17 protein-coding genes are annotated in these 16,224 nt (G+C 60.4%); 12 read left to right on the top strand and 5 right to left on the bottom strand.

Annotated elements, in window-relative coordinates:
• Positions 1-141 precede the first annotated feature (141 nt).
• Positions 142-1,164, bottom strand: coding sequence for an HTH-type transcriptional regulator GntR (gntR, locus tag OEG84_RS20665; RefSeq protein ID WP_267655485.1), 1,023 nt, complete (start codon positions 1,162-1,164; stop codon positions 142-144).
• Between the two features lie 115 nt (positions 1,165-1,279).
• Between gntR and OEG84_RS20660 the strand changes: the two genes are divergently transcribed.
• The 6 genes from OEG84_RS20660 to OEG84_RS20635 all read left to right on the top strand — a co-directional run bounded on the left by OEG84_RS20660 (position 1,280) and on the right by OEG84_RS20635 (position 6,986).
• Positions 1,280-1,846: a gluconokinase gene (locus OEG84_RS20660; protein ID WP_267655484.1), complete on the top strand. Its 567-nt coding sequence runs from the start codon at positions 1,280-1,282 to the stop codon at positions 1,844-1,846.
• Positions 1,847-1,903: 57 nt separating this feature from the next.
• The gene (locus tag OEG84_RS20655; RefSeq protein ID WP_267655483.1) at positions 1,904-2,926 is read left to right on the top strand and encodes a TRAP transporter substrate-binding protein; all 1,023 of its coding nucleotides are present in this window, start codon (positions 1,904-1,906) and stop codon (positions 2,924-2,926) included.
• Between the two features lie 94 nt (positions 2,927-3,020).
• Positions 3,021-3,599 (top strand): TRAP transporter small permease subunit, encoded by a 579-nt coding sequence (locus tag OEG84_RS20650; RefSeq protein WP_267655482.1) that lies wholly within the window; start codon positions 3,021-3,023, stop codon positions 3,597-3,599.
• Complete coding sequence (locus OEG84_RS20645) at positions 3,599-4,918, top strand: TRAP transporter large permease (protein ID WP_267655481.1); 1,320 nt, start codon at positions 3,599-3,601, stop codon at positions 4,916-4,918. The genes OEG84_RS20650 and OEG84_RS20645 overlap by 1 nt, the downstream gene beginning before the upstream one ends.
• A 3-nt stretch (positions 4,919-4,921) precedes the next feature.
• Complete coding sequence (locus OEG84_RS20640) at positions 4,922-6,127, top strand: mandelate racemase/muconate lactonizing enzyme family protein (RefSeq protein ID WP_267655480.1); 1,206 nt, start codon at positions 4,922-4,924, stop codon at positions 6,125-6,127.
• An 85-nt stretch (positions 6,128-6,212) separates the two neighbouring features.
• Positions 6,213-6,986, top strand: a complete 774-nt coding sequence (locus tag OEG84_RS20635) for a MipA/OmpV family protein (protein ID WP_267655479.1) — start codon at positions 6,213-6,215, stop codon at positions 6,984-6,986.
• A gap of 124 nt (positions 6,987-7,110) precedes the next feature.
• On the opposite strand, the gene OEG84_RS20630 is transcribed toward OEG84_RS20635, so the two are convergent.
• A complete protein-coding gene (locus tag OEG84_RS20630; RefSeq protein ID WP_267655478.1) occupies positions 7,111-7,359 on the bottom strand; it encodes a hypothetical protein in 249 nt (82 codons plus the stop codon).
• A gap of 138 nt (positions 7,360-7,497) precedes the next feature.
• On the bottom strand, positions 7,498-7,941 hold the full coding sequence (locus tag OEG84_RS20625) for an Lrp/AsnC family transcriptional regulator (RefSeq protein WP_267655477.1): 444 nt from the start codon (positions 7,939-7,941) through the stop codon (positions 7,498-7,500).
• Between the two features lie 247 nt (positions 7,942-8,188).
• Here OEG84_RS20625 and rocF point away from each other — a divergent pair, with 247 nt between their 5' ends.
• The 5 genes from rocF (at position 8,189) to OEG84_RS20600 (ending at position 13,547) form a co-directional block, all read left to right on the top strand.
• Positions 8,189-9,112: an arginase gene (rocF, locus tag OEG84_RS20620; RefSeq protein ID WP_267655476.1), complete on the top strand. Its 924-nt coding sequence runs from the start codon at positions 8,189-8,191 to the stop codon at positions 9,110-9,112.
• A 112-nt stretch (positions 9,113-9,224) separates the two neighbouring features.
• Positions 9,225-10,277, top strand: a complete 1,053-nt coding sequence (locus OEG84_RS20615; protein ID WP_267655475.1) for an ornithine cyclodeaminase — start codon at positions 9,225-9,227, stop codon at positions 10,275-10,277.
• A 67-nt stretch (positions 10,278-10,344) separates the two neighbouring features.
• Positions 10,345-10,842, top strand: coding sequence for a YaiI/YqxD family protein (locus OEG84_RS20610; protein WP_267655474.1), 498 nt, complete (start codon positions 10,345-10,347; stop codon positions 10,840-10,842).
• A 187-nt stretch (positions 10,843-11,029) separates the two neighbouring features.
• Positions 11,030-11,986, top strand: a complete 957-nt coding sequence (locus OEG84_RS20605; RefSeq protein WP_267655473.1) for a LysR family transcriptional regulator — start codon at positions 11,030-11,032, stop codon at positions 11,984-11,986.
• A gap of 202 nt (positions 11,987-12,188) precedes the next feature.
• The gene (locus OEG84_RS20600) at positions 12,189-13,547 is read left to right on the top strand and encodes a uracil-xanthine permease family protein (RefSeq protein ID WP_267655472.1); all 1,359 of its coding nucleotides are present in this window, start codon (positions 12,189-12,191) and stop codon (positions 13,545-13,547) included.
• A gap of 79 nt (positions 13,548-13,626) precedes the next feature.
• On the opposite strand, the gene rpe is transcribed toward OEG84_RS20600, so the two are convergent.
• Positions 13,627-14,298 (bottom strand): ribulose-phosphate 3-epimerase, encoded by a 672-nt coding sequence (rpe, locus tag OEG84_RS20595; RefSeq protein ID WP_267655471.1) that lies wholly within the window; start codon positions 14,296-14,298, stop codon positions 13,627-13,629.
• A gap of 179 nt (positions 14,299-14,477) precedes the next feature.
• Between rpe and OEG84_RS20590 the strand changes: the two genes are divergently transcribed.
• A complete protein-coding gene (locus OEG84_RS20590) occupies positions 14,478-14,870 on the top strand; it encodes a VOC family protein (protein ID WP_267655470.1) in 393 nt (130 codons plus the stop codon).
• A 27-nt stretch (positions 14,871-14,897) separates the two neighbouring features.
• Here the strand turns inward: OEG84_RS20590 and OEG84_RS20585 are convergent, their stop codons facing one another.
• Positions 14,898-16,112 (bottom strand): mandelate racemase/muconate lactonizing enzyme family protein, encoded by a 1,215-nt coding sequence (locus tag OEG84_RS20585; RefSeq protein ID WP_267655469.1) that lies wholly within the window; start codon positions 16,110-16,112, stop codon positions 14,898-14,900.
• Between the last annotated feature and the right edge of the window lie 112 nt (positions 16,113-16,224).

Raw genomic sequence — 16,224 nt, 5'->3', positions numbered from 1 at the left:
CCCGCTGACAGCAGTATGCCTTCGTGCTGCCCACGGCCGAAGCGTCTCCGATTCACGTTTTGAGAACAGTTAAAAGGCCGGCCCATCGTCGATCTCCGCTGCGGCAAAACCGCGACAGAGATGCCTTGCGCAAGCGCCTGCTCAGCTTTGAATTTCCGCCAACGGCTGTCGCAGCGTGCTGGCGCGGATCATGACTTCGAAACCCAGATCGGTGGTTGTTGCCGGAATCTCGGGTTTTGTCAGCGCTTCGTTGAGCATCGTCATCGCCATCCGTCCCATTTGCAGCCGGTGAGTCCTGACGCTGGTGATGGCCGGATTGGCAGCCGCCATCATCTCCAGATCGTTAAATCCGCAAATACCCATCTGCGCCGGAACATTGATGCCGCGCCGCTGACATTCGAACAGCGCCCCAAGCGCCAGATCGTCATTGTTGCACAGCACCGCATCGGTCTCGGGTGCTTTTGCAAGCAGGTCCGCCATCAACAATCCGCCCAGCGTCACCGATGACGGCTTGGGCGTTGCAATGATCCGCTGCTCACCAAGCATGCCCGCCGCTCCAGCCACATCACGAAACCCCTGGAGCCGCCGCTGTGTGCGTGGATCAAGCCGCGCCGCCAGAAAGCCGGGCCGGGTGTAGCCAGCGTCAAGAATATGGCGTGTGGCCGCGCGTGCGCCTTCGAGGTGGGAGAAGCCAACCATCATGTCGAAAGGCTCAGGCCCGGTTTCCATGATCTGCACGATCCGGCAGGAAGCAGATCGCAACAGTTTAGATGTGGCATCCGACTGATCAATGCCGGAGATGATGATGCCTGCCGGCTTCTGGTGCAGAAACGCTGTAACCAGCCGCTCCTCTTCGAGCGGCGAATAGCGCGAATTGCCCAGCAGGATCTGCCAGCCCGTGCCTTCGGCCGATTCGTAGATCCCGCTCATGACATCGGCGAAGACGGCATTGGTAATCGACGGCACGATCACGCCGATGATGTTGGAGCGGCGCGCCGCAAGTGTCTGGGCGGCGGGATCGGGGGTATAACCGAGCTTGTCGATAACCGCGCGAATTCGCTCAAGTTTTGCTTTCGAGACTTTGTCGGGCTCGCGCAACGCTCGCGACACCGTCATAGCGCTAACGCCAGCCTCGCGCGCAACATCCATAATCTTTGGGCGCATTCATCTATTCCGATCAATGGATTATCGGCACGTGCCTCTGGATTCACATTGTAGCACAGACAAAATTGTTGACAAATGATAGCGCTAACATACTGTTCTCGACGGAGGAACCAGTATGAAGCCGCTTCAACAAGCACAAGCTCAGAATCCGCTCGTGCTCATCGTCATGGGAGTCTGCGGTGCTGGCAAGAGCCGTATGGCCTCGCGTCTGGCTGCGGAACTACCTGCCACATTCATCGAGGCGGATGATTTTCACACAAAAGAAAACAAGACGATCATGACCGCTGGCGGTGCCTTGACCGACACACAGCGGCAGCCATGGCTGCAGGCTGTGGCGGATGCAGCACAGCGTGCGCTCGACCAGTCGGGCAACACCGTGGTGATCGCCTGTTCCGCCTTGCGGCGGATCTATCGCGATCAGTTTCGCAAGACCCTGCCGGGCGTACGGTTCATCCATCTGACGGCTGATCGCCATATCATCGCCGCGCGGCTTGCCCGGCGCCGGGACCATTTCGTGGGCGAAGCGCTGCTGGATAGCCAACTAGCTGTACTCGAGGCGCTCGACCGCGATGAAAAAGGTACCCAATTTGACATGTCCGTCGAATTTGACACGGTATTTAAGCAGGCGCTCAGATCGGTTCACGCTTGGTCCGCCGCACAAGCGGCAAACCAGAAGAGTTGAACCGGAAACAAAATCCAATACCAAACCACCTATCGACAATCCAATGGAGGAAACAAGATGTTGAAATCAATCGTGAAAATGGGCCTGTCGACACTTGCGGTGATCGCATTTGCCGCTGGCGCACAGGCGCAGGAAATGACGCTGAAGTTCCAGTCGTCCGATCCCGCAGGTAACCCCAATTTCGTTTTGCAGCAGGGCTGGGCGGCCGGCATCGCTGAAAAAACCGGCGGCAAACTTGCCATCGAACTGCTACCGGTTGAATCGATTGTCGCCCATAACGAGACCCAGGATGCGATCGCCGCCGGCATTCTCGACGGCCACATCACCGACACGTCCTATTTTGCCGGCAAGGACCCGGCATTTGGGTTGATTGCCAACCCGGTCGGCGCCTGGTCTTCGCCGGATGAGATGTTCACCTTCATGTCCAAGGGCGGCGGCAACGAGTTGATGAACGAACTGCTTGAGCCCTATGGCCTGCACTTCATCGGCGCCACCACGCCGGGCCTTGAAGCTTTTGTCTCCAAGAAGCTGCTCAATGGCGTTGACGATCTTAAGGGATTGAAGATGCGCGCGCCCGAAGGCCTCGTGCAGCAGGTGTTTGCCGCTGCCGGCGCTGCTCCGGTCAATCTGCCGGGCTCGGAAGTGTTCACCTCGCTCGACAAGGGCGTGATCGACGCGGCAGACTATTCGGTGTTTTCGACCAACCAGGCACAGGGCCTGCACGACGTGGCGCCCAATCCGGTCTATCCCGGCTTCCACTCCATGCCGCTCGTGGAGATTTCCATGAACAAGGAAAAATGGGACGCGCTTTCCGATGACGTCAAGACCGCGCTGGAAGAAAGTGTGGCCGAGTTTGCCCAGTTGCAGGTGTCAACGCTGGCAGCCAAGGATCTTGAAGCGGTTGAAGCCGCCAAGGCCAGCGGCAAGGTGACCGTCACCGACTGGTCGGCCGATGAACGCGCCAAGTTCCGCACCATCGCCACCGGCGAATGGGCGAAAGTGGCCGAGCGCTCAGATAATGCCCGCAAGGTCTATGATACGCTGACCGCCTATCTCAAAGAAAACGGCCTGATGAAGTAAGCAACGCCTATGAAGACACCGGCCGGATGGCGCAAACTTTCCGGCCGGTATCACTGCACGGCAGATCGACCCGACACAGCCTGGAGGACGCCCGATGAACGAACCGGATCGCAGTGCGGTCGAAACGGCAAAGGCCGTCGACACCGTTGAGCGAAGCGATGCCGGCGCCATTGCCGAAGCCGGGCTGATCGGCCGGTTGGTCGACAAGGGCGGCATCGTGTTTGCAATCGGCATCGTGGCGTCGATGGCAATTCTCATCAACGAGGTTTTCCTGCGCTACGTCTTCAACGCGCCGACCATCTGGGCGCATGAGACCACCATCTTTCTGTGCGGCATCGCCTTCATCTATGGCGGCCTCTACTGCACGGCCCGAAACAGCCACATAAGGGTGGTGCTGATTTACGACTTCGTTCCGGCAAGCATCCGGCGGGTGTTCGATATCATCATCTCGATCGTCTGCGCGGCGGCGAGCGCGATGTTTGCCTGGGCCGCCTATCTGATGGTGTTGCGCTCCACATTCAGGCCGGACGGCTCGTTTCGCCTGGAACGCTCCGGCAGCGCATGGGACCCGGTGTTTCCCGGCGCGCTGAAACTGTTTCTTCTCTTCGTGCTCACGGTGATGGCTTTGCAGTTCATCGTGCTGGCAGTCAATTACGCAAGAAAGCGCACATAATGGAATTTTTTGGCGCGCTGCAGGATATCGGGATCGCCAACGGCACATTCCTGATGTTCGCCATGCTGCTCGGGCTGCTGGTGACCGGCATTCCGCTGGCCTATGTGACTTTGCTTGTGGCGCTGGTGTTTGCGCTGGGCTGGTTCGGGCCGATGGTGGTGCCGCTGATTACCAGCCGGGTCTATTCGTTTGTCTCCTCCTTCGTATTTGTCTCGGTGCCAATGTTCGTACTGATGGCGGCGATTCTCGATCGATCCGGCATCGCCCGCGATCTGTTCGATGCGATGAAACTGCTCGGCGGACGATTGCGCGGCGGGGTCGCCATCCAGACCATCTTCGTGGCCGTCATCCTGGCAGCGATGAGCGGGATTATCGGTGGCGAAGTGGTGCTGCTCGGTCTCGTGGCACTGCCGCAAATGCTCAGGCTTGGCTACGACAAGCATCTGGCAATCGGCGTGGTGTGCGCCGGTGGCGCGCTTGGCACCATGGTTCCGCCGTCGATCGTCTTGATCATCTACGGGCTGACAGCCAATGTGTCGGTGGGTGACCTGTTCACCGCCGCCTTCATTCCCGGATTGATGCTGGCGAGCTTCTATGTCGCCTATGTGTTGATCAGGGCCTATCTCAACCCGGCGCTGGCGCCCGTCCCCGACCAGAACGACGTGGTGCCGCTGGCGGAAAAGCTGCGGCTGCTCAAGGGACTGATCCTGCCGCTGCTGGTCGTCACCGGCGTTCTCGGCTCTATTTATGGCGGGGTTGCCAGCGTCACCGAAGCCTCGGCCGTCGGCGTTGCCGGCGTTATTGTCTCCACCCTCATCCGCGGTGAACTCACCATCGCACTGATGAAGGGGGCGGCGCTGCAAACGCTGCAGACCGTCGGCATGATCGTCTGGATTGGCATCGGCGCCAGCGCGCTGGTCGGCGTATTCAACCTGATGGGCGGGATCAAGTTCGTTTCCGACATGATCACCGGCATATCCGAAAATCCGACCATCATCCTGTTGTTCATGATGGCGATCCTGTTCGTGCTCGGGATGTTTCTTGACTGGGTCGGAATTGCGCTGCTGACAATGCCGATCTTCGTGCCGATCATCATCAAGCTCGGCTATGATCCGGTGTGGTTCGGCGTGTTGTTTGCCATGAACATGCAGGTCTCGTTCCTGTCGCCGCCGTTCGGGCCGGCCGCATTCTATCTCAAGAGCGTGGCGCCGGCCGGGATATCGCTGGCGACGATCTTCCGCGCGCTGGTGCCGTTCATCGCGCTACAGGTGCTCGCCGTGGCGATCCTGATTGTGTTTCCGGGCATCACGGGGAGGTAACCTATGCAGATCACCGCCCTTCGTACTCTTCGCCTCGAGGAATTCCCCAATCTGATCTGGGTCACGATTGAGACAGATGAAGGCGTAACAGGCCTTGGAGAAACCTTCTTTGGCGCGTCGGCCGTAGAAGCCTATCTTCACGACTGGTGTGCGCCAAAGCTGCTGGGCACAAATCCGCTGCATCTGCAGGCGCGGGTTAACTCGCTGAATGACTATATCGGTTGGCGTGGTGCGGGGGTCGAGACCCGGTCCTATTCGGCCATCGATATCGCGCTGTGGGATCTGTTCGCAAAGGCCCACGACCGTCCGCTGGCCGACATGCTGGGTGGGCGGTCGCGTGACCGGATTCGCACCTACAACACCTGTGCCGGTTACAAATATGTGCGCGATGCGCGCGCCCAATCGGTCGCGAACTGGCATGCCGGCGAGACCGACGGCCCTTATGAGGACCTGGAAGCATTCCTGTCGGATGCCGGCGCGCTTGCCCGCTCACTGCTCGATCAGGGCATCACCGCGATGAAGATCTGGCCCTTCGACATCGCTGCGGAGCGCAGTAGCGGGCTCGACATCACGCCAGATGAACTGCGTCAGGCATTGCGGCCCTTCGAACAGATACGGGAAGCGGTTGGCGATCAGATGGACATCATGGTGGAGTTTCATTCGCTCTGGTCACTGCCCATGGCCAAAAGGCTCGCCCGCGAACTCGCCCCGTTCAAGACCTACTGGCACGAAGACCCGTTCCGACTCGACACGCCCGCCGATCTCAAGAATTACGCCACCGCGTGCGACACGTGGATCTGCGCCTCGGAGACGCTCAACGGCACTGCGGCCTTCAGGGATTATCTCGAAACCGGCGTGGCCGGGGTCGTCATGCTCGACCTTTCATGGTGTGGCGGAATTACCGAAGCGCGCAAGATCGCCGGAATGGCCGAAGCCTACAAGGTGCCGGTAGCGCCGCATGATTGTACAGGTCCGGTGGTCTATGCCGCATCATGCCATCTCTCGATGCATCTGAAAAATGCGCTGCTACAGGAATCGGTGCGGGCCTTCTACACCGGCTGGTATCGCGAACTGGCAACAGGACTTCCGCAGGTGGAAGGCGGCATGATATCACTCAACGAGAGCGCGGGCCACGGGATAGCGCTGAATCCGGGCCTGTGGTCACGAGCTGATGCGGTCACAAGAACCACGACAATCACTAACGGTTAGACAGGATCATTTGCTGTGGTGGGTTGTTAACTGCTAGATATTATGGTGTCGGAAGCCTTAAATGATCTGTCACCGGGAAACCTTCATGAGAAATGCACCCAGCTACCTGGCAGCAACACTTGCCGCCGCCGCCTTTGCCGTCGTCCCGCAGGCCCAGGCTTCTGACGTAAGCGGCCCCGGTATCTCGTTTGAACTGGGTGTTGCCGGCAAGATGACGCCGCGCTATTTCGGTGCAAGCAATCTGGTACTTTCACCGGTGCCACTGTTTCGTCTGAAGCGGCTGGAACTGCCCAACGGTTTTTCTATCGGCGACGGCTCGGATGAGGGCTTTTCGCTGAGCCCGTCAATCGATGTAATCGGCGAACGCTCGGTCAAGCATTCCCCGGAACTGGTGGGATTGACGGCGATCGACACCGCGGTCGAGCTCGGCATAGCCGCAAAATATCAGACCGCGAATTTTCGGGTTATGGGCGCCGTGCGGCGCGGCTTTGGCGGTCATGAGGGCTTTCGGGGCGAACTCGGTGCGGATGTGATCTACAAGGCCAATGAGCAACTGACTTTCCACGGCGGCCCGCGTCTGAATTTTGGCGACAGCAAATTCGCCAACACCTATTTCGGTGTCACCGCGTCGGAGGCCTCGGGCTTGTTTCCCGCAACCAATGTAGGCGGCGGGCTGATCAGCGCCGGTCTGGAGGCGGGCTTGCGTTACCAGTTTGATGATTATTGGGCCGTGGAAGCCGGTGCCGGCTGGTCGCGGCTCACCGGCGACGCAGCCAAGTCACCGATCACCGCCCAAGGCTCCAAAGACCAGTATACGCTTTCATTCGGCGTATTGCGGCGGTTCGACATCGGCTTTTGAGCCGCGTCATGTCATGGGCGCCGGTTTGCCGGACGCGTCATAAATGTTCTGACGAAACCGTCGATCCTTCTCATATCCGAGGACTCCAGCTTGTGGAACCTCGGATCAGATGGCATTGCCACAATCAGAGCGTGGCGGCGCCGGTGTCCTCGATTGAAACAGGTTCAGCAGCCAGGTCTTCCAGCGTCTGATCAAGCAGCTTGAGATCATCTCCAATCTCGTTGTCATCAACCATGGCGCTTTCGCTGCCAGCGCGCATTTCCGCCCGCGCATTTTCGCGCATGGTTTCGAGCTTCTCGATCCGTTCGCTGATCGAGAGCTTGTCGTTATCCAGAATCTTCTGAATGTCAGCTTTCGTGTCCTGATGCGCCATTGTCGCCATCCTTTGCATAAAATCGAAATTCGTCGATAGACGGCATCACGCCGTCCTGTGCATCAATGCGACAACAGATCAATCGTTCCATCAGCAAGCCAATCCGGACCCGGCTCCGCATCAGCGGGGGCAACACCACTACCGCCGGGTTGACGGCCGCCGTGACGACAGGATCAGGTTGGTTTCGCTTGAGGTGATACCATCGAACTTGCGGATCCGCACCAGCGTGTCGTCAAGCTCCTGCAGGGTGTCGGTGGCAAGCTCGATGATCAGATCCCAACGGCCATTGGTGGAATGAATTGCCTGCACCGCCGGCATGCCCTGCAACTGGGCGATAACCCGTTCGGTTCCCCGCCCCTCGATGCAGATCAAGGTCAGCCCCCGGACCGGAGCGGCGGTAACATCGGCCTTGGTCAACACCGAAAATCCGGCAATCTCGCCGCTAGCCATCAGCCGCTCGATGCGGCTGCGCACCGTGGCCCGGGCAATCTTCAGCCGCGCGGCCAGATCGGAAATGGAGGCGCGCCCGTCGCGCCGGAGCGCCGCTATCAGCCGAATATCGGTATCATCCAATGTTGCCATGGCGCCTTACCGTTTTGGTTTATTGATGTTTCGATTTGATCATAATCATCCACGATTTTTGTTCAATCGATATGTTTTGAAGCCCGATCAGTTCGTCAACAACGATTATTCCGGACATTCCCCGGACCGCATGTTCCAATATGGAAGATCGGACTGACGCAAGTGCTGGTTCGGCCCACAAATTGGCAATATCTCCAATTCAAACCGCCATCAGGCTCTGCGAGGAATCGGCTTCAAGGAGATACCGATGAGTCAGAACTGCATTCTTGTTGGCGCGCCAGTGGACAGCGGACAATCCAACCCCGGCTGCCTGATGGGACCCGCGTCCTACCGGGTCGCCGGCCTGGCTTCGACGCTCGAGGAGCTTGGCTGTTCGGTCAGCGACCGCGGCGATGTCGTGCCGCGCCGGCCAGAAGCCGCAATCAGTGCCAACCCGGCGGTGCATTCGCTGGCAGAAGCGATCGCCTGGACACAGGCCCTGTCAAAAGCCGCCCAGGAGGCCGCAAGCGCCGGATTTCCGATTTTTCTTGGCGGTGATCATAGCCTGGCGCTTGGCACGGTTGCCGGCGTCGCAGCTCATGCCAAGCAGCAGCAGCGGCCACTGTTCGTGCTGTGGCTAGATGCCCACAGCGATTTCCATACGCCGATGACAACCCGCTCGGGCAACCTGCACGGCACGCCGATGGCCTATATTGCCGGACTCGGCGATTTCGACGCCTTTCCACCGTTTCCCGATCCGGTGCCGGTCGAACGGATCTGCCTGTTCGGTATTCGCTCGGTTGATCCGGATGAACGCAAGGCGCTGCATGCACATGGGCTGACACCGGTCGACATGCGCGAACTCGACGAACGTGGTTTCGTGGCGCCGCTGCGCGGGTTTTTGGAGCAGGTCCGCGCCGCCAATGGCTTGCTGCATGTCTCGCTCGATGTCGATTTTCTCGATCCCTCGATCGCGCCCGCGGTCGGCACCACCGTGCCCGGCGGGGCCACTTTCCGGGAAGGCCATCTGGTGATGGAAATGCTGCATGAATCAGGCCTCGTCAGTTCGCTCGATCTGGTCGAGCTCAATCCGTTTCTCGACGAACGCGGTCGCACCGCACGGCTGATGGTCGACCTGACGGCGAGCCTGATGGGCCGCAAGGTGTTCGACCGCGCCAACAGGAGCATCTGATGCTGCTCGCGGTGTCGACAATCAAACCGGCCGGCGGATCGGTCCGCTGCATGATCGCCGGCATTCACCTGATGCCGCGCGCGGCCACCGTACATTACCATGGAGAGTTAGCATGACACCCCCATCAAATCTCGCTTACGTCCCCTTCATCAGTGTCGAAAACATGATGCGGCTGGTGCACAGCATCGGCGTCGAAACGGTTCTCAAGGAACTGACCGACGCGATCGAGCACGATTTCACCCGCTGGCCGCTGTTTGACAAGACGCCGCGGGTGGGCAGCCATTCCGATGTCGGGGTGATCGAACTGATGCCGACCTCGGACGGCGAGCTCTACGGCTTCAAATATGTCAACGGCCACCCGACCAACACCAAGCAGGGTCTGCAGACGGTAACGGCGTTCGGGCTACTGGCGCAGGTCTCGTCGGGGTACCCGGTGCTGTTGTCGGAGATGACGGTGCTTACGGCGCTGAGAACCGCGGCAACCTCGGCGATGGCAACCCGGCATCTGGCCCCCAAGGGATCGAAGGTGATGGCGATCATCGGCAATGGCGCGCAATCGGAATTCCAGGCGCTGGCGCTCAAGGCGGTGGTCGGCATCGAGGAAGTCCGGCTCTACGACATTGACCCGAGCGCGACCGCAAAATGTGCCCGCAACCTGGCCAAAACCGGGCTCAAGGTGGTCTCCTGCCGCTCGTCCCAGGAAGCCATGGAAGGCGCACAGGTTGTCACCACCTGCACCGCCGACAAGCAATATGCGACAATCCTGACCGACAACATGATCGGCGAAGGCGTCCACATCAACGCCATCGGCGGCGATTGCCCCGGCAAGACCGAGCTGCACAAGGACATCCTGCTGCGCTCCGAGATCTTTGTCGAATACCCCCCACAGACCCGGATCGAAGGCGAAATCCAGCAGATGGCCAAGGATCACCCGGTGACCGAGCTGTGGCAGGTGATCAATGGTGAAAAGCCGGGCCGGCGCTCGGCCAAGCAGATCACCCTGTTTGACGGTGTCGGCTTTGCGATCGAGGATTTCTCGGCGCTCAAATATGTCTATGACCGGGCGCTCAAGACCGGCCACTTCCAGCAACTCGACATGATCGCCGACCCCGACGACCCGCGCGATCTGTTCGGCATGTTGCAGCGCGCCGCCGAACCGGCATAACCGTCTAGAAGAATTGCGTGGCGCCACCCTACTTGGCGAAAGCGGCGTCCCGGGGTATGGCACAGCCATGACCCAGGACGCCCCAGACACTCCGCCACTCGATACGCCGCCAATCCATCTGCTTGTTGATGCCGACGCCTGTCCGGTGCGCGAGCAATGCGTCAAGGTCGCGCTTCGCCACGGCATCAAGGTGACCTTCATCTCAAACAGCTTCATCCGGATCGAAGACGATCCGCTGGTGGAGCGCGAGATAGTGCCGGGCAAGTTCGACGCCGCGGATGACCGGATCGTCGAGCATGTGACGGCGCGGTCGGTGGTCGTGACCGCCGATATCCTGCTCGCCGAGCGCTGCCTGAAGGCGGATGCCGCGGCAGTGCTGAGCCCGATAGGCAAGCCCTTTACCCATGATTCGATCGGCATGGCTGTGGCAACCCGGTCGATCATGGCCGACCTGAGAGCCGGTGGCGCGCAGGTCGGCGGACCGGCTGCGTTTTCGCGCACCGACCGCTCGCGTTTCCTTTCGGCACTGGATCTGGCGTTGGTCCGGCTGAAACGACACGGTTAGCAAAACGATTGATTGCGTCCGCCATTTTGCGGGATTAGCATCGCCGAAGAGGAAATCTTTCCGGCTTTCTGGTTTTTCCAGACAATCGGACGGTCGCACCAATATTTGCGCGGCCCGAACCTCGTTGAGATTGTGGATTGATGAGGTGTCTGGCTGATGCATTGGGGCATTCGGACGCATCGGTTAAATGAGTAGGGGGAGAGCGATCATGGCCTATGTGGACATGCTCAGGACATTTGTGCGGGTATACGAGTTGGGCAGCATGTCGGCTGCGGCGCGCGACCTGCGGGTTTCCGCAGCGGTCTCGTCGAGCCGGATATCGGACCTGGAAAAAAGCCTCGGCGTGCGGCTGTTCAACCGCACCACCCGCAGCTTGCGCGCCACCGCGCATGGCGAATTGTTCTACAAGGGCGCGATCAAGATCCTCGACACCATCCGCGAGGTAGAGGGCGGGATTGCCGAGATCACCGAGCATCCCAAGGGCACGCTGTTCATCTCGGCGCCACTGGCGCTCGGCAAGAAACTGGTGGCGCCGCTGATTCCGGCGTTCAAGGCGGAATATCCCGACATCAATGTCCGGCTCAGACTGTCGGACCGCAAGGTCGACATCGCCCAGGAGGGGCTCGATGCCGCCTTCGTGCTCGGCCCGCTTCCCGATTCGGATCTGCGGGTTCGCGCGATCCATGATTTTCAGCGGGCGCTGGTCGCCTCCCCCGGTTACGTCAAGAGCCATGGCATGCCCGAAAGCGGCGACGACATTCTGTCAAACAGACACAAATGCCTGTTGCTGCGCTATCCAGGTGCCACCGAATTCTTCTGGAATCTGGTGGTCGGCGGCGAAACCCGTGGCTTTCATCCCGAGGGTTCACTGGAAAGCGACGATGGAGATGTGCTTACCGCTTGGGCGCTGGCCGATTGCGGCATCGCCAGCAAGACCCGGTATGACGTGTCCGCGCATCTGGATTCCGGTGCCCTGATCGAGGTGGCAACCGCAACGCCGCCGGTGCCGCAGCCGTTTTCCTGCCTGTACCCGCACAAACGGCTGCAGGACCCGAAGGTGAAACTGTTCATCGACCACGTGATCAAGGGAGCGCGGGTGGAGATAGAGCGGGTCGCGGCCTCAACATCTTCGGGAAAAATTTGAAACTGAAAAGGATTTTTCCGGGTTACGATCAGCATACTCCAGCATTCGCCCGGGAGGGGCGGCGCCGGGAGGCGACATCAGGTAGGATGTCGGAATGCAGGTGCGTTGCGATTGCGCAGTGCCCGGCAGAGAGGCGGGGATCGGGGCAATGGGGGGCCGCGATCCGGCGTTGATAGCGCCCCTGAGGGAAGAGGAAACGGCCATGGCCGATACATCGCTGGGCACCGCGGAACAATTGCGCGACCCAAATTACACACCACCACTGGCAAAGGCTGTGCCGCTCGGCATCCAGCATGTGCTGGCCATGTTTGTCTCCAATGTCACACCGGCGATCATCATCGCCGGGGCCGCCGGCATCGGCTTCGGATCGGATCAGGGCGCGCTCGGTTTTCCCGACATGACCTACATGATCCAGATGTCGATCCTGTTTGCAGGTATCGCCACACTGCTGCAGACCATCGGCATGGGGCCGATCGGCGCCCGGTTGCCGATCGTGCAGGGCACCAGCTTTGCTTTTGTGCCGATCATGATCCCGGCCGTCGCAGGCCTCGGTGTCAATGGCCTGGCCGGGTTGATGACCGGCGTGATGATCGGCGGCATGTTCCATTTCTGCCTGGGTTTTGTGGTCGGGCGGATCCGCTATGCGCTGCCGCCACTGGTGACCGGGTTGATCGTGCTGATGATCGGGCTGGCACTGGTCGAGGTTGGCGTCCAATACGCAGCCGGCGGGGTGCCGAAAATGGGCACGCCCGATTTCGGCAGCCTGGCGATGTGGGGCCCGGCGCTGGTGGTCATCGTTGTCACCCTTGCAATCAAGTTCTTCGCTCGCGGCTTTGCCGCGGTCGCCGCCGTGCTGATCGGCATCATCGCCGGTTACGTGGTGGCCCTGTTAATGGGCCAGGTGAGCTTCGGAAATCTGGCCAAGGCCAGCTATTTTGCGCCGCCGATTCCGTTCAAATGGGGCTTCGAGTTCAATTTCGCCATCGTCCTGGGGATGTGCTTCATGGCCATCGTTTCGGCCATCGAGACCGTCGGCGACACCTCGGGTATCACCAAGGGCGGTGCCGGCCGTGAAGCGACCGACAAGGAAATCGAAGGTGCCACCTTCGCTGACGGGTTGGGCACCGCAATCGCCGGTGTATTCGGCAGCCTTCCCAATACCTCGTTTTCACAAAATGTCGGGCTGATCGCCATGACCGGCGTGATGAGCCGGCATGTGGTCACCATCGGCGCGCTGTTCCTGATTGTCTGCGGTTTCATCCCGAAAATCGGAGCGCTGATCAACACCATCCCGATCAACGTGCTGGGCGGCGGCGTGATCGTGATGTTCGGCATGGTCTGTGCCGCCGGGGTCAACATGCTCTCGGACGTCAACTGGAACCGCCGCAACATGGTGATTTTCGCGACCGCGCTGTCGGTCGGTTTCGGGCTGCAACTGGTGCCTGAAGCACTGCAGCACGTGGGCAAGACCGCCCAGATCCTGCTCACCAGCGGCCTGCTGCCGGCAGCGGCAATCGCCATCGTGCTAAACCTGGTGCTGCCCGAAAATCTCGACGACTGAGATCGACGCAAGCGGACCTGAAAAAGCCCCCGGTTTCCGCCGGGGGCTTTTACGTTGACCGAGCCGCTATCCGGCGGGATCACGCGTTTTGCGCGGCAGCCCGGATGGCCGTGATGTTTTTGGCCCAGTCGGCTTGGCCTGCGCCCTTGAAGACGGCGGAACCTGCGACCAGCACATCGGCGCCGGCGGCAGCGACCAGCGGCGCGGTATGGGGTGTAACCCCGCCATCGATCTCGATGTGGATCGGCCGGTCGCCGATCATCTTTTTCACCCGCGCCACCTTGTCGACCACGGAGGGGATGAATGCCTGGCCGCCAAAGCCCGGGTTGACGGTCATCAGCAGCACCAGATCGAGCCGGTCGAGCACATATTCAATGACGCTTTCCGGCGTCGAAGGATTGAGCGATACACCGGCTTTCTTGCCGAGCGAGCGGATCGCTTGCAGCGACCGGTCGAGATGCTTGGTGGCTTCGGCATGGACGGTAATGATGTCGCAGCCGGCTTCAGCAAAAGCTTCGAGATAGAGGTCGCAGGGCTCGATCATCAGGTGGCAATCGAACACGGCCGTGGTGCGCGGCCGCACCGCTTTGACGATACCGGGGCCAAAAGTGATGTTGGGAACGAAGTGGCCGTCCATCACATCGAGATGGATCCAGTCGGCGCCGGCGCGCATGACGCCTTCAATATCATCGCCCAGCCGCGAGAAATCGGCGGACAGGATCGAGGGGGCAATCAACACGGGACGGGTCATGGCGCTTTCCTTGAAAGTGGAGCGAAGGCCCGCCCCATGGTCTCGTGCAGCGGTTTGCCCGATCAGGCGGCAGATGGTCAAGCCGCAGCTCGAACTTGGCTGTTGAAACCGCGCCCACCGCTTGCGCGAATCGCGATGCCTTGCGCAAGCTTGCCCGCCAGAAGCAAGGAGCCATCGCCATGCCACGTCCACCGATCAGCCATTCCATCGTATTTACCTACACCGACGATCTGCCGCGCGCCTCGGCCTTCCTGCGTGATGTGATGGAGCTCGATTTCGTGGTCGATCAGGGCGCCTGCCACATCTACCGGCTGACACCGCTGAGTTATATCGGCGTGTGCAATCTGCCTGATCGTCCGCAAGGGACCGCCGGCGTGACATTGACGATCGTCTCGCCGGATGTCGACGGCTGGCGCGACTTTCTGGAAGCCAAGGGCGTGACCTATGTCAGCGGTCCGGCGCACAGCGCCGAGTTCGGCGTCTACAGCTCGCTGTTTCATTCACCCGACGGCTACCGCGTCGAAATCCAGAGTTTCGACGATCCGGATTGGGACAAGGGCAGCATCACCTAACACTGCCCCTCACCGCTTTGACTGTACTCAGAACCGGATCGGCTCGCGGGTCATTTCCAGATGCAGCGTATCGCCACTCCACGGATTGGCTTCGCAGACCTGCTCATCGAGCTCGACGCCGATCCCGGGTTCGCTCGACGGAATCACATAACCGTCGTCCCACTCGATCTTCTTCTTGAGCAATTCAGCATGAAATCCGTCCCAGGTCTTGATCGATTCCAGCACGAGGAAATTCGGCAGCGTGGCAGCAAGCTGGATGTTGGCGGCGGCAACCAGCGGGCCGCAATAGCAATGCGGCGCGATCTGAATGCCGAAGGCCTCGGCCATGCCGGCGATCTTCTTGGTTTCCAAAAGCCCGCCGGAGCGACCGAGATTGGGCTGCAGGATGGCCGCAGCGCGGGCTTCGATCACGCGTGCGAATTCGTGCTTGGTGACCAGCCGTTCGCCGGTGGCGACAGGAATTGAGGTGGCGCGCGCGACTTCGGCCATGGCGGCGATCTGGTCGGGCGGCACCGGTTCCTCGAACCACAGCGGATCAGCCGCCTCGATGGCGCGGGCCATACGGATGGCGCCGGCTGCAGTGAACTGGCCGTGAGTGCCAAACAGGATGTCAGCGCGCGTGCCAACAGCTTCGCGCACGGCGCGGACCATGCGTGCGCAGAGATCGATATCGGTGAGCAGTGGCTGGTGTCCGCCTTGGACGCGGTAGGGGCCGGCTGGATCAAACTTGACCGCGGTAAAGCCCTGACGCACCGCCTCAAGGGCTGCGCCGGCAGCCAGATCTGGGTCGTTGTAGACGTTGGAGCCGCCTTCCATATCCACCGGATAGACATTGCCCGAGTCCGGATAGAGATAGGTGTAGGAGCGAAGCCCTTCATGCACCCGTCCGCCGAGCAGCTTGTGCACCGGCTGGCCGGCTTCCTTGCCGATGATGTCCCAGCAGGCGATTTCGAGCGCCGAGCAGCAGGCCATCATGGTCATGTCCGGCCGCTGCGAGAACCCGGAGGAATAGCAGAGCCTGAAGAAATTCTCAACGTCATGGGGATCGCGTCCGACCAGATAGCGCGATGCCACATCCTCGATCAACCGGGCGGTCAGATGCGGATCGAACGCCGCGTCATAAGCTTCGCCATAGCCCACCACCCCGCCATCGGTGACCAGTTTGACGAACAGGAAATAGCGTCCGCCGGTCTGTGGTGGCGGATTGGCGACAACAAAGGTCTGGACGTCCTTGATCTTCATGAGGCTCTCCGGAGGTTTTGGGTCGGGCAGGTGCAATCGAGCAGGATTTTGCCGCGGAATCCAGCCATCAATGCACGCTTTTTGACCTGGGTTGCCAATCCGTGCGGTTCCT

The sequence above is a fragment of the Hoeflea algicola genome (assembly GCF_026619415.1).
GTDB classification, from domain to species: domain Bacteria; phylum Pseudomonadota; class Alphaproteobacteria; order Rhizobiales; family Rhizobiaceae; genus Hoeflea; species Hoeflea algicola.
Note: the sequence above shows the minus strand (reverse complement) of the source record. Positions and strands in the feature narration are given on the sequence as shown.